We start from the raw sequence: 13,360 nt of genomic DNA, 5'->3' as shown, positions 1-13,360 counted from the left end.
CGGACCCCCGGGATATTGAGAGCAAGGAGAAAGAAAACCGCCCCCTCTTCGGGCGGAACAACCGTTTTCGTCTGCCGAAGAACCGGCGCCACAAATTGGGGGGATTGGGGGGCGAAGTCCCCCGACAAAGCGGGGGGTGCGGGGGGCGGCAGCCCCCCGCCGGGTCGCCTCGGCCTGCCGAGGCGAAAGCCGTCAGACCGCGCGGACCTGCGGCGCGTTGCGCCCCGGCCCGGTGCCGGAATTCGCATCGATGAAATCCAGCACCAGCGGGCGGATGTTGTTGCGCCAGCTCCGGCCCGCAAAAATGCCGTAATGCCCGGCCCCGGGCTCCAGATGCTGCGCCTTCATCTCCTCGGGCAGGCCGGTGCAGAGCCGCAGCGCCGCCACACATTGCCCCGGCGCCGAAATGTCGTCATTCGCGCCCTCGACGGTTTTCACCGCCACTTTGGTGATCTTGCCGATGTCAACGCGCTTGCCCGCCACGGTAAAGCGGTTCTGCGCGATTTCGAGGCCCTTGAAGATCCGCTCCACGGTGGAGAGATAAAACTCTGCCGTCATATCCATCACCGCGAGATATTCGTCATAAAAGACGTTGTGGTGATCGTGCTCCGAGCCCTCGCCCTGCGCCTCCGCCATGATCTTGTCGGAGAAGGCTTGCGCGTGCTTGTCGATGTTCATCGAGATGAAGGAGGCAAGTTGCATCAGCCCCGGATAGACCATCCGCCCGGCGCCCTTGTATTTGAAGCCGACGCGCTGGATCACCAGTTGCTCAAGCTGCCCCATCGTCACGCGCCGCCCGAAATCGGTCACCTCGGTCGCCGCCGCATCGGGGTCGATCGGCCCGCCGATCAGCGTCAGCGAACGCGGTTGCGCCTCCGGGTCTTCCTCCGCCAGATAGGCCGTCGCCGCGAGCGTGAGCGGCGCGGGCTGGCACACCGCGATCACATGGATCTCCGGCCCGAGCGCGCGCATGAACTCGACGAGATAGAGCGTGTAATCCTCGATGTCGAACTTGCCGGCGCTGACCGGAATGTCACGCGCATTATGCCAATCCGTCACATAAACGTCGGCATCGGGCAGCAGGCTCGCCACCGTCGAACGGAGAAGAGTCGCATAATGGCCGGACATCGGCGCCACCAGCAGCACCCGCCGCGGCATCGGCGCGCGCCCCTGCACCTTGAAATGAATGAGCGCCCCGAAGGGCTTGTCGAGCAAGGTCTCGACCTCGATCAGATGGTCCCGGCCATCGGCGGCGGGGATCGAGCGGATCCCCCAGTCCGGCTTGATCACCATCCGCGCAAAACTGCGTTCGGTCACCCGGCCCCAGGCCGACATCAGCTTGAACATCGGATGCGGCGCGAGGCCCCAGACGGGATAGGAGGCCATAGCGCGCGCCGAAGCCCCCATCCACTCGTTCGTGTTCCTGATGGTTTCCATCAGGTCGTAACTCATCATCCCTCTCATGGCGCTCCCTCGCAACCGCGCAGAACCCCGCTTGCCCCTGATGCATGCGACGTTATGCTCATTCCTCAGGATAGGGAGGAAAGCCACGCATGACAACGCCGGAGAAGATCGAATCTGCCGCATCGCAGCAAATGCGAGACAATCTGGCCAGGATCGAAACGCTGACCACGCGGCTTCTGGATGCCGTGACGCACAAGCGCACCCCGAACCCCGCCCTTGAGGGGCCCGGGATGGATCTCTACGTCGCCTCTTCCGCCGCCTATGTGAAGGCGCTTGCCGAACATCCCGCGAAGATCTTCGAGACCCAGGTGAAATACTGGGGCGAGGCGATGACGCATTACCTTGAGGCGACCCATGCCTTTGCGCAGGGCACGATGCAGCCCCCCGCCGACCCGGGGCCGAAGGACCGCCGCTTCACCAACCCACTCTGGGACACGCATCCCTATTTCAACTTTGTCAAACAGCAATACATGATCGCGGCCAAGGCAATCGAGGAGGGCGCGGCGCAGATCGAGGGGCTCGACCCGGTGAACCGCCGCCGGCTCGACTATTTCACCCGCCAGATCATCGACCTGATGGCGCCGACGAACTTTTTGGCCACCAACCCCGATGCGCTCGAACGCGCGGTGGCGACCGAGGGCGAAAGCCTTGTGCGCGGGCTTGAAAACCTCGTGCGCGACATCGAGGCGAACAAGGGGGATCTGATCGTCACGCTGTCTGACAAGAACGCCTTTTCCGTGGGCGAGAATATCGGCACCGCGGTCGGCTCGGTCGTCTACCGCAACCGGATGATGGAGCTCATCCAATATGCGCCCACCACCGAGACCGTGCACAAGACGCCGCTGATCATCTTCCCGCCGTGGATCAACAAGTTCTATATTCTGGATCTGAAACCGCAAAACAGCCTGATCCGCTGGATCGTCGATCAGGGCTTCACGCTCTTTGTGGTGAGCTGGAAAAACCCCGATGCCTCCTATGCCGATGTCGGCATGGAGGATTACATCACCGAGGGCTATCTGACCGCGCTTGATGAGGTGAAAAAGATCACCGGCGAGGCAAAGGTGAATGCGGTGGGCTATTGCATCGCGGGCACCACGCTCTCGCTCACGCTTTCACTGCTCCACAAGCGCAAGGACCGCTCGATCAATTCGGCGACCTTTTTCACCACGCTCACCGATTTTTCCGATCAGGGCGAGTTCACCGCCTTCCTGCAAGACGATTTCGTCAACGGGATCGAGGCGCAATGCCGGGCGGACGGGGTGCTGTCGAGCTATTTCATGACCCGCACCTTCTCGTTTTTGCGCGCGAATGACCTGATCTATCAGCCCGCGATCCGCGCCTATATGCTGGGCGAGTCTCCGCCCGCCTTCGATCTGCTCTACTGGAACGGGGATTCCACCAATCTGCCCGGCAAGATGGCGGTGCAATATCTGCGCGGCCTGTGTCAGGAGGATGCCTTTACCGGCGCGGGGTTCGAACTGTTTGGCGAAACCCTGCAGGTGCAGGATGTGAAGGTGCCGCTCTGCGCCATCGCCTGCGAAACCGACCATATCGCGCCCTGGGTGTCGAGCTTTACCGGCGTGGCGCAGATGGGCGCGAAGGACAAGACCTTCATCCTCTCCGAATCGGGCCATATCGCCGGCATCGTCAACCCGCCCTCAAAGAAGAAATACGGCCATTACACCTCTCCGGTCCCGGTCGAAGACCCGGCGGAGTGGAAAGCGGCGGCGGACTATCACGAGGGGAGCTGGTGGCCGCGCTGGGGGGCGTGGCTCGCAGAACGCTCGGGCAAGAAGATCCCGGCCCGGCCCGTGGGTGACGCCGAGCACCCGCCCCTCTGCCCCGCGCCGGGCAGCTATGTAAGCGAAGTGGTGGTGGTGTAAATCTTGACAAATGCGCAGATAATGCGCATATTTTGCACATCCTTGATCCTGTTGCGGAGACCATAATGAGCGTGCGCATGAATCTCGTCCTCTCGGACGATCTGAATTCCGCGATCGAGCAGGTGGTGACGGAGAGTGAAAGCAACAAAAGCGAAGTGATCCGCAAGGCGTTGCAACTCTTCATCGCGGCGCAAGAAGGCAAGAAACGCGGCCTCAAGCTCGGTCTTGTGGAGCCACAGACCCGCCGGATGGAAACCGAGTTCGTCGGCCTGTGACCGAGCCGCGCGTCTACGACCTCAGCGCCGCGCCGCCCGGGCACACCTATACGGCAACGGTCAAACCGGAAGAAACCCAGATGGATGCCTGGGCGCGCGTGATCCGGGAATTTCTTGTCCTGTTCGCCGCGCTCGGATTTCTGGGCCTGATCGCATGGATCTGTGTCGAGACGCTCAGGTCGTCCGCGGCCAGTGCCGAAGAGAAGAAATGGGCCATGTCATTTCTGACCGGAGCCGCCGGGGGCCTGATCGGCTACCTTGTAAAAAAATGACCCCGCGCGGGACAGGACGGCAAGCTCACTCCTCCAGCTCTTCCGCCGCAGGGCCAAGCCGGGGGGCGCGGCCTTCGGGGGCGCGGGTGCTCAGGAACGCGCGGCGCTCGGAGGCGGGGGCGTCGTCGTAACTCTCCACCAGCTCTGCGCGGGCACGGCGGGGGGCAGCATTCTCCAACGGCCGACGGAACACCATCAGATTGTGATAGACCGTCGTTTTCGAGGTGAGGCCGGTGCGCTCTTCGGCGGGCAGCGTCTCGGCGCGCCAATATTCCCAGCCCTCGGCCGCGAGTTCGTTCATCATCAGCCCGAGCGCATGGGCAAAGCGCGCGGCGCCCGTTTTCAGCCCGCGTTCCTTCTCGCCCCGCACCGGCGCCGGCACAACCTTGTATTCCCAGACCTGCATCACCGCCCCCATCGTCTTGCGCGCGCAGAAAACACCGCCCCGCCGGACGGGTCAAGGAACGAAGGGGTGAGGCCCCATTTTCTCTGCGCGCGCTGTGCCCGTCACAATGCGCCTCTTGCACGCCCTCCTGCGATGCGCCACAAAACGGGGATACGACAGTGAGGAAAACCGATGCTCGACCAGACCGCCAAGCCCACCGAGGAGATCGACCTGCGCGAGGTGTTCGGCCTCGAAAGCGACATGAAGGTGAAAGGGTTTGCCGAGCGCACCGAGCGCGTGCCGGACCTCGACCCGACCTACAAGTTCGACCCGGATACGACGATGGCGATTCTGGCGGGCTTTGCCTACAATCGCCGCGTGATGATCCAGGGCTATCACGGCACCGGCAAATCCACCCATATCGAGCAGGTGGCGGCGCGGCTCAACTGGCCCTGCGTGCGGGTGAACCTCGACAGCCATGTGAGCCGGATCGACCTGATCGGCAAGGATGCGATCAAGCTCGTCGACGGCAAGCAGGTGACGGTGTTCCATGAGGGCATCCTGCCCTGGGCGCTGCGCAACCCGACCGCCATCGTGTTTGACGAATATGATGCCGGGCGCGCCGATGTGATGTTCGTGATCCAGCGCGTGCTGGAGGCCGACGGCAAGCTGACGCTGCTTGACCAGAACGAGGTGATCACGCCGAACCCCTATTTCCGGCTCTTCGCGACGGCCAACACCGTGGGTCTGGGCGACACGACCGGGCTTTATCACGGCACGCAGCAGATCAACCAGGGCCAGATGGACCGCTGGAGCCTTGTCGCCACGCTGAACTACCTCAGCCACGATGCCGAGGCGGCGATCGTGCTTTCCAAGGTGCCGCATTACAACACCGAAAAGGGCCGTCAGGTGATCAACCGGATGGTGACCGTGGCCGATCTCACCCGTACCGCCTTCATGGCGGGCAACCTCTCGACCGTGATGAGCCCCCGCACCGTCATTGCCTGGGCACAAAACGCCGACATCTTCCGCAATGTCGGCTATGCGTTCCGCCTGACCTTCCTGAACAAATGCGATGAACTTGAACGCGCCACGGTGGCCGAGTTCTACCAGCGCCTCTTTGACGAGGAACTGCCCGAAAGCGCTGCGGTCATCGCCGGGCGCTGATGCGGCCCGGCCTGTTCCTTGCCCTCTGCCTCGCGCCGCTCCCGGCGCTGGCCGAAGGATCAGGCGGGCCGGTCTTCCATCCGATGACGCCGTTCGTGATCAAGCGCTTGCCCTCGGAAAACGCCACGACGCCGGAAAAGCCTGCGCGCGCCGACTGTATCGCGCTCGATCTGGCGATGCGCGCAGCCTTCGCAGAAGCGGACCTGTTCCTGCCAGAGGGTAACCCGCTCGGGATCACGCAAGCCGAACGGCGCGAGGCCGAGCCGCGGGTCGAGGATTTGAAACCAGTGATGCAGGACTATGCAGGCACGTTGCGCGCGCTGCAAAATGGCCATGAAACCAGTTTCAGCGACAAGGCTTTCCTGATCCCCGGACAGATTTTTACCTGTATCCAGCACTACGCACAGCCTTCGACCGCCCTGGACTGACAACGCCCACCCACATGCCGCCGATCCGTTGAAGGCCCCCTTCGGTGCCGGGGCACATGCAAACGGCGCGCCCCGAGGGACGCGCCGTTTCGTTTCGTGAGGGGATTTTCTCAGCCTCAGCCGCGCGCGGCCTTGGTGGCGGCGCCCCACCAGGCGATGTCATCAAGCAGCGCCTTGGCCGAGCCTTCGATATGCGGGGCAATCGTGCTCATCTCGGCATTCTGGCCCATCGGCGAGATTGCCATGAAATCACCGCCGCCGATGTGGACAGCATTGCGCACCGGCACCATCTGCAGCTCAACCGCAATCGCGCGCAGATGTTCGATCGCACGCCCCGCGCCGAGCCCGCCATATCCCACCGCGCCCATCGGCTTTTTGCCCCATTCGACATAGGCCTGATCGAGCGCGTTCTTCAAAACGCCGGTGATGGAGTGGTTGTATTCGGCCGTCACGAAGATGTAGCCGTCGAACTCGCCCACTTTCTTTTGCCATTTCACCGCTTCGGCGGATTGCGAGGGCGCCCAGGCGTTCGAGGCGACTTCGTCAAAGAACGGCAGGTCATAATCGCGCAGGTCGACAAGTTCGAAAGCGATTTCGGGATGTTGCGCTTTGGCAAAATCCAAAAACCACGTCGCGGGCTTGTCGGCCAGACGCGTCGGGCGGGTCGAGGAGAGGATGACGGCAATCTTGAGTGCTTGGGACATGGAAACCTCCGGGGTCCGGGAATGTGCGCTCAGTATTGCGCACAACTTTCGCGACGTCATGCGGTTTTCTGCGCAATCACGCACAGGTGCAGTGCCTTGGCGCGGGGCGCCACCTCCGCCGGCCCGCGCCCCCCATGCAGGTGCTTTACGGCGCGCGCTGGCGGTGCTTTACATGAGCCATGAGCAAGCCCCAAGACAACCCCGCCGACCCGTTCAAAAAAGCCCTCGCCGAGGCCACGCGCACGCTCGCCGATACGCCCGAGCTGAAGGTGAGCTTTTCGGTCGACCCCTCCGGGGTTTCGGGCGATCAGATGCGGCTGCCGCAGGTCAGCCGCCGGATGACGCGCGACGAGGTGATGCTTGCGCGCGGCACGGGCGATGCGCTGGCGATGCGCGAGCGCCACCACGATACCAAGGTCGCCGCACGCTACTCCCCCACGGGCGAAATGGCGAAAAGCCTGTTCGACGCGATGGAGACCGCGCGTTGCGAGGCGCTCGGGGCGCGCGACATGCCGGGCACGCTCACCAATATCGACTTCAAGATCGGCCATGAGGCAGAGCGCAAGGGCTATGGCCAGATCCGCACGCAGGCCGAGGCGCCGCTCTCGGTCGCCGCGGGCTATCTCGTGCGCGAGATGGCAACGGGGCGCAAGCTGCCTGCCGCCGCCGATCACGTGCTCGACCTCTGGCGCGGGTTTCTGGAAGACAGCGCCGGGCAAGACCTTGAAAACGTGGGCCATGTGCTCTCCGATCAGGCGGCTTTCGCGCGCATGGCGCGCAAGGTGATCGCCGATCTCGGCTATGCCGATCAACTGGGCGACGACCCGGATGAAGAGCAAGGCGCCGACAGCGAGGCCGAAGAGGCCGAGAATGACCCCGATGCCTCGAACGAGGATCGTTCGGAGGAGGATCAGGTCGAGGAGGACAGCGAGGCGACCGCCGAGCGCTCTCAGGAAGAGCAGCAGGACCAGACCCAGACCACGGTCAGCCAGGATGATCTTTCCGATCAGGAGCTGGGCGAAGAGGTGGAGATGCCGCAGGCGGATGCGCCGCTGGAGCCGCCGCCGCCCCCGCCGCACAGCCAGGCGGACCCGAATTACACCGTTTTCACCACCGAATTCGACGAGGAGATCCGCGCCGAGGATCTGGCCGAACCGGTGGAGCTGGAACGGCTGCGCGCCTATCTCGACACGCAGCTTGAGCCGCTCAAAGGCGCGGTGGCGCGGCTTGCCAACAAGCTGCAACGCCGCCTGCAGGCACAGCAAAACCGGAGCTGGGAGTTTGACCGCGAGGAAGGCACGCTCGATGCGGGCCGCCTTGCGCGCGTGGTGGCAAACCCGACCACGCCGCTCAGCTTCAAGATCGAAAAGGACACCGAGTTCCGCGACACCTGCGTGACGCTGCTGCTTGACAACTCCGGCTCGATGCGGGGCCGGCCGATCTCGATTGCCGCGATCTGCGCCGATGTGCTCGCGCGCACACTGGAGCGCTGCTCGGTCAAGGTCGAGATCCTCGGCTTCACCACCCGCGCCTGGAAAGGCGGGCAATCGCGCGAGCGCTGGCTTGCCGAGGGCCGCCCGCAGGCCCCGGGCCGCCTCAACGACCTGCGCCACATCATCTATAAAAGCGCCGATGCGCCCTGGCGCCGGGTGCGCTCGAACCTCGGGCTGATGATGAAAGAGGGCTTGCTCAAGGAAAACATCGACGGCGAGGCGCTCGAATGGGCCTACAAGCGCGCCACCGCGCGCCCGGAGGCCCGCAAGATCCTGATGGTGATCTCGGATGGCGCCCCGGTCGATGATTCAACGCTTTCGGTCAACCCCGCGATCTACCTCGAAAAACATCTGCGCGACGTGATCGCCATGGTGGAGCGCAAGCGCGCGGTGGAGCTGATCGCGATCGGCATCGGCCATGATGTGACGCGCTACTATAGCCGCGCCGTCACCATCACCGATGTCGAGCAGCTCGCGGGGGCGATGACCGAGCAGCTCGCCGCGCTCTTTGACAGCGATCCCCGCGCCCGCGCCCGTGTTCTGGGCATGAAGAAGGCCGTCTAACCCCTCCCGGAGGCAGCATGTTTCAGGATTTCACCAGCCGTTCCACCCCGGATCTCGGCGCCGGAAGGCTGGCGCGGCTGCGCGCGGCGGCCACACAGGCGGGGCTTGCGGGCTTTCTTGTGCCGCGCGCCGATGCGCATCAGGGCGAATATGTCGCCGATTGCGATGCCCGCCTCGCCTGGCTGACCGGGTTCACCGGATCGGCGGGCTTTTGCGCGGTGCTGCCCGAAATCGCGGGCGTCTTTGTCGATGGCCGCTACCGGGTGCAGGTGCGCGCCGAGGTCGACCTTGCCGCCTTCACCCCGGTGAACTGGCCCGAAACAAAGCTTGGCCCCTGGCTTTTGGAGCACGTCCCGCAGGGCGGGCGGATCGGCTTTGATCCGTGGCTGCACACCCGCCGCGAGGTGGAGGAGCTGCGCCGCACGCTCGCGGGATCGCCCATCGAGCTGGTCGAAAGCGCCAATCTTGTCGATGCCATCTGGGAGGATCGCCCGGCCCCGCCGATGGCGCCCGCACGGGAGCATCCGCTTGCCTTCGCGGGCGAACCGAGCGCCGAGAAGCGCGCCCGGCTGGGGCATGGCCTGTCCGCGCGGGGCGCCGCGGCGGCGGTGCTGACGCTGCCCGATTCCATCGCCTGGCTTCTCAACATTCGCGGCGCCGACATTCCCCGCAACCCGGTGATGCAGGCTTTTGCCGTGCTCCATGCCAGCGGCGAATGCACGCTTTTTGCCGAGGCCGCGAAGCTCTCGCCCGCGCTGCGCGCGGCCCTCGGCCCCGAAATCACCCTGCGCCCTGTCGCGGCTTTCGAGGCCGCCTTGCGCGCCCTCACCGGCCCGGTTCTGGTCGATCCGGCCACAGCGCCGCATCAGGTTGGCCGCGAGCTTGAGGATGCGGGCATCGCCGTGGTCTGGGGCGAAGATCCCTGCAGCCTGCCCAAGGCGCGCAAGAACGCGGCTGAAATCGCGGGGATGAAGGCCGCCCATATCCGCGATGCCGCGGCTCTGGTCGCGTTTCTCGCCTGGCTCGACGCGGAGGCGCCAAAGGGACAGCTCACCGAGATTGATGTGGTCAAGGCGCTCGAAGAGGCCCGCCGCAGCACCGGCGCGCTTCTCGACATCAGCTTTGACACGATCTGCGGCGCCGGCCCCAATGGCGCCATCGTCCATTACCGGGTGAGCGAGGCCACGAACCGCCGCGTCACCCCGGGCGCGCTCCTGCTCATCGACAGCGGCGCGCAATATCCCGACGGCACCACCGATATCACCCGCACCATCGCCGTGGGGGCGCCGCCCGAGGGGGCCGCCGAAGCCTTCACCCGCGTGCTGCAGGGGATGATCGCGCTCTCGCGCGCCCGCTTCCCGCGCGGCCTTGCCGGGCGCGATCTCGACGCGCTCGCGCGCAGCGCGCTCTGGGCCGCGGGGATGGATTACGACCATGGCACCGGGCATGGCGTCGGTGCGGCGCTTTGCGTGCATGAGGGGCCGGCGCGAATCTCGCGGGCCTCGGAGGTGGCGCTCGCCCCCGGCATGATCCTCTCCAACGAGCCCGGCCATTACCGCGAGGGGCATTGGGGGATCAGGATCGAGAACCTGCTCCTTGTCGAGGAGGCGCCCCCCCTTGGGGACGGGCGGGACCATCTCGCCTTTGCCACGCTCACCTATGTGCCGATCGACCGGCGCCTGATCGTGGCCGCGCTGCTCTCCCCCGCCGAACGCAGCTGGCTAAACAGCTACCACGCCGCGGTCTTTGCCCGCATCGCGCCGCTCGTCCCCGCCCCGGCGCGGCACTGGCTGCACGCTGCCTGCGCCCCCCTCTAGCGCGCCAGAGCGCCGGCCCTGTCGGCCCGCCGCTTGCAACGACAGAGCCCCGCGACGACAGGGCCCTTCGACTTTGCACAAATATCCCGGGGTGAGGACCCGTCAGGGTCCGAGGGGCAGCGCCCCTCCGGCCCAGAGCCAAAGCCCTCGCCGCAACAAAAGCCGCAGCGCGGGTTCGGGGAATGCCCTTGGGCAGAGGCGTCTGGCAGGGGGTCCGGGGGGCAGGGGGTCCGGGGGGCGGCAGCCCCCCGGCGGGTCGCCTCGGCCCTGCCGAGGCGAAACCTTAGTGTCTCAACGCCGACGTCGCGGCAGCGTCTCAACGCCGACGTCGCGGCATCCTTACAGCTTCAGCGCCGACTTCGCGGCGCGGGCGATCACGATCTCCTCGTTCGTCGGGATCACCCGCACCGGCACATGTCCGGTCGAGATGTCGCGCGCATGCGCCACATTGGCTTCCTTGTCGATCTCGATCCCTGCCCAGCCGAGGGGCGCACAGACCGCCTCGCGCACCAAGGCGGAGTTCTCGCCCACACCGCCGCAGAAGATCAGCGCATCAAGCCCCCCCATCGCCGCGCCAAGCGAGGCGATCTCGCGGCTCACCCGGTGGCAGAAATAGTCGATCGCCTCCTTCGCATGCGGCTCCTTCGAATCGATCAGCGTGCGCATGTCGTTCGACACGCCCGACATGCCCCAAAGCCCAGAGCGCTTGAACAAAAGCTCGGTGATCTCGGCGGCATCCATCTTTTCCTGATCCATCAGGTAAAGCACCACCCCCGGATCAAGCTCGCCCGCCCGCGTGCCCATCGGCAGGCCCGACAGCGTCGAGAACCCCATCGTGCAGGCGATCGACTTGCCATTGTGGATCGCGCAGATCGAGGCGCCCGAGCCAAGATGGGCCACCACCACACGCCCCGCCCGGAGCGCCGGCTCCTCGGCCGCCAGCACCCCGTCGATATAGGCATAGCTCAGCCCGTGAAAGCCGTAGCGCCGCACGCCCTTTTCGTAATAGCTGCGCGGCAACGCATAGGTGTCCTCGACAAAGGGATGGCCGCGGTGAAAGGCGGTGTCGAAGCAGGCCACATTCGCCACCCCCGGAAAGGCCTCGATCGCCGCGCGCACCCCGGCAAGGTTATGCGGTTGATGCAGCGGCGCAAAGGGGGTAAGCCGTTCGAGATGGTCCATCAGCACATCCGTCACCAGCTCGGGCTCGGCATGCTGAATGCCGCCATGCACGATCCGGTGCCCGATGGCCGTGATCTCGAGCCCGGGCAGATCGGCGCGAAAGGCCGAGAGCGCCGAGCGCAAGGCCAGCGTATGGGTGGCAAAATCGTCTGCCGTAAACCCCTCGCTTGGCATCTTGTGCCCGTCCGCATCGGTGAGCTTCAGGCATGCCTCGGGCGCCCCCAGACGATCGACATGGGCCGTGGCGAGGGGGGCAAGCGCCTCGTCAAAGAGCCCCAGCTTGAGCGAGGACGACCCCGCATTCAGCGTCAGGATCGCGCGCGTCATCACACATTTCCCCCGGTCATGCGATGCCAGTGGATCGAGGCCACCGCCGCCGAGGCGAGCCGCGCCATCGCGCTGTCAGACCGCGAATTGAGGATCACCGGCACCCGCGCGCCAAGCACCACGCCCGCCGCTTCGGCATGGGAAATATAAGCAAGCTGCTTGGCGAGCATATTGCCCGCATCGATCCCCGGCACCACGAGCACATCGGCCTGCCCCGCCACCGGGCCGCGCAGCCCCTTGGTGCGCGCAGCACCGAGATCGACCGCGTTATCCATCGCCAGCGGCCCGTCGACCACGCCCCCCTTGATCTGGCCGCGTTCCGCCATTTTGGAGAGAAGTGCGGCATCAATCGACGAGGGCATCGCCGGGTTCACCGTTTCCACCGCGCTCAGCACGCCCACTTTCGGCGTTTCCATGCCGAGCGAAATCGCAAGGTCGATGGCATTTTGGCAGATGTCGACCTTGGTGGGCAGATCGGGGGCGATGTTGATCGCCGCATCGGTCACCAAAAGCGGATGCGAGACGCCGGGCACATCCATCACGAACACATGGGTGAAGCGGCGACCGATCCGCAGCCCTTTTTCCTTGTCGAGCATCGGGCGCAGCAGGTCATCGGTGTGCAGATGCCCTTTCATGATCGCCTGCGCCCGGCCCTCGCGCACCAGCGCCACGGCCGCACGCGCCGCATCGCGGTGCGAGGTCATCTCCAGCACTTCGAAATTGCTCAGGGATTTGCCAAGCGCCTTCGCCGCCGCCTCGATCTTGGCGGGAAGGCCAATCAGGATCGGCTTGATCAGCCCACGCTCCGCGGCAATCAAGGCCCCTTCCAGCGCGCTCTGCTCTTCGGGGCAGACCACCGCCGTCGCCAGTTCAGGCAGATCTTCGGCTTTTTCCAAAAGCGCCTCGAAATGGCGATGGCGCTGCACGATCAGACCGGGGGCGTCAATCTCCTCGTAGCGGATATAGGTGGTGGGGGCATAGACCTTGGCAGTGCCAGAGCAGACCACTTCCCCGCCATCAACGCGGCGCACCTCGGTGTCGAGCGCCACGAGACCGTCGCCCTCCTTCGCCGTCACCGTGACCTTTGCGACGAGCTCTTCGCCCGCGGTGACGTAATCATGAAAGCTGATCTGCTGATCGCGGTAGCGGGTGCCGGGGCCGGGCAGGATCGAGCCCAGAAGCGAGGAGATCAACGACGCCACAAAAAGCCCGGGGGCCAGCGGTTTTTCCTTCTGGCCCTCCGCATCGACATGCTCGAGGTGCATCGGGTTGTGGTTCCCCGAGGCTGCGACGAAGGCATAAATGTCGTCTGCGGTGCAAAGCCGGCGCAGCTCTGCGCTCATCCCCGGCTCGATTTCGTGATACATGCGGCTTTCGAAAATCATTTCGGTCTCCTTGC

At 65.1% G+C, this 13,360-nt stretch carries 12 protein-coding genes; 7 read left to right on the top strand and 5 right to left on the bottom strand.

The features are described 5' to 3' along the window. Positions 1-192 precede the first annotated feature (192 nt). Positions 193-1,464 carry a polyhydroxyalkanoate depolymerase gene (gene phaZ / locus ACFSM0_RS08165; RefSeq protein ID WP_377389122.1) on the bottom strand — a complete coding sequence of 424 codons (1,272 nt, stop codon included), beginning with the start codon at positions 1,462-1,464 and terminating at the stop codon, positions 193-195. 89 nt (positions 1,465-1,553) lie between these two features. Here phaZ and phaC point away from each other — a divergent pair, with 89 nt between their 5' ends. The 3 genes from phaC (at position 1,554) to ACFSM0_RS08150 (ending at position 3,894) form a co-directional block, all read left to right on the top strand. Continuing rightward, the gene (phaC, locus tag ACFSM0_RS08160) at positions 1,554-3,347 is read left to right on the top strand and encodes a class I poly(R)-hydroxyalkanoic acid synthase (protein WP_377389120.1); all 1,794 of its coding nucleotides are present in this window, start codon (positions 1,554-1,556) and stop codon (positions 3,345-3,347) included. Between the two features lie 65 nt (positions 3,348-3,412). Beyond that, on the top strand, positions 3,413-3,622 hold the full coding sequence (locus tag ACFSM0_RS08155; protein ID WP_377389118.1) for a hypothetical protein: 210 nt from the start codon (positions 3,413-3,415) through the stop codon (positions 3,620-3,622). Further along, positions 3,619-3,894, top strand: a complete 276-nt coding sequence (locus ACFSM0_RS08150; RefSeq protein ID WP_377389116.1) for a hypothetical protein — start codon at positions 3,619-3,621, stop codon at positions 3,892-3,894. Before ACFSM0_RS08155 ends, ACFSM0_RS08150 begins: the two co-directional genes overlap by 4 nt. 25 nt (positions 3,895-3,919) lie before the next feature. Here the strand turns inward: ACFSM0_RS08150 and ACFSM0_RS08145 are convergent, their stop codons facing one another. Further along, on the bottom strand, positions 3,920-4,300 hold the full coding sequence (locus ACFSM0_RS08145) for a DUF4177 domain-containing protein (RefSeq protein ID WP_377389114.1): 381 nt from the start codon (positions 4,298-4,300) through the stop codon (positions 3,920-3,922). A 171-nt stretch (positions 4,301-4,471) separates the two neighbouring features. On the opposite strand from ACFSM0_RS08145, the gene cobS reads away from it, so the two are divergent. Continuing rightward, positions 4,472-5,446 carry a cobaltochelatase subunit CobS gene (gene cobS / locus ACFSM0_RS08140; RefSeq protein ID WP_377389112.1) on the top strand — a complete coding sequence of 325 codons (975 nt, stop codon included), beginning with the start codon at positions 4,472-4,474 and terminating at the stop codon, positions 5,444-5,446. Beyond that, positions 5,446-5,874, top strand: coding sequence for a hypothetical protein (locus ACFSM0_RS08135; protein WP_377389110.1), 429 nt, complete (start codon positions 5,446-5,448; stop codon positions 5,872-5,874). Before cobS ends, ACFSM0_RS08135 begins: the two co-directional genes overlap by 1 nt. 116 nt (positions 5,875-5,990) lie before the next feature. On the opposite strand, the gene ACFSM0_RS08130 is transcribed toward ACFSM0_RS08135, so the two are convergent. Beyond that, positions 5,991-6,578 carry an NADPH-dependent FMN reductase gene (locus tag ACFSM0_RS08130; RefSeq protein ID WP_377389108.1) on the bottom strand — a complete coding sequence of 196 codons (588 nt, stop codon included), beginning with the start codon at positions 6,576-6,578 and terminating at the stop codon, positions 5,991-5,993. A 179-nt stretch (positions 6,579-6,757) separates the two neighbouring features. Between ACFSM0_RS08130 and cobT the strand changes: the two genes are divergently transcribed. Together cobT and ACFSM0_RS08120 are read left to right on the top strand one after the other, a co-directional pair. After that, positions 6,758-8,635, top strand: a complete 1,878-nt coding sequence (gene cobT / locus ACFSM0_RS08125; protein ID WP_377389106.1) for a cobaltochelatase subunit CobT — start codon at positions 6,758-6,760, stop codon at positions 8,633-8,635. A 17-nt stretch (positions 8,636-8,652) separates the two neighbouring features. After that, complete coding sequence (locus ACFSM0_RS08120) at positions 8,653-10,452, top strand: aminopeptidase P family protein (RefSeq protein ID WP_377389104.1); 1,800 nt, start codon at positions 8,653-8,655, stop codon at positions 10,450-10,452. A gap of 339 nt (positions 10,453-10,791) precedes the next feature. Here ACFSM0_RS08120 and ACFSM0_RS08115 read toward each other — a convergent pair whose 3' ends face one another. Next, positions 10,792-11,961, bottom strand: a complete 1,170-nt coding sequence (locus tag ACFSM0_RS08115) for an acetate/propionate family kinase (RefSeq protein ID WP_377389102.1) — start codon at positions 11,959-11,961, stop codon at positions 10,792-10,794. Continuing rightward, the gene (locus ACFSM0_RS08110) at positions 11,961-13,346 is read right to left on the bottom strand and encodes a bifunctional enoyl-CoA hydratase/phosphate acetyltransferase (protein WP_377389100.1); all 1,386 of its coding nucleotides are present in this window, start codon (positions 13,344-13,346) and stop codon (positions 11,961-11,963) included. The genes ACFSM0_RS08115 and ACFSM0_RS08110 overlap by 1 nt, the downstream gene beginning before the upstream one ends. Between the last annotated feature and the right edge of the window lie 14 nt (positions 13,347-13,360).

The organism is Rhodobacter lacus, from assembly GCF_042683065.1.
Taxonomy (GTDB): domain Bacteria; phylum Pseudomonadota; class Alphaproteobacteria; order Rhodobacterales; family Rhodobacteraceae; genus Rhodobacter; species Rhodobacter lacus.
This window is presented reverse-complemented; position numbering and strand designations above follow the sequence as displayed.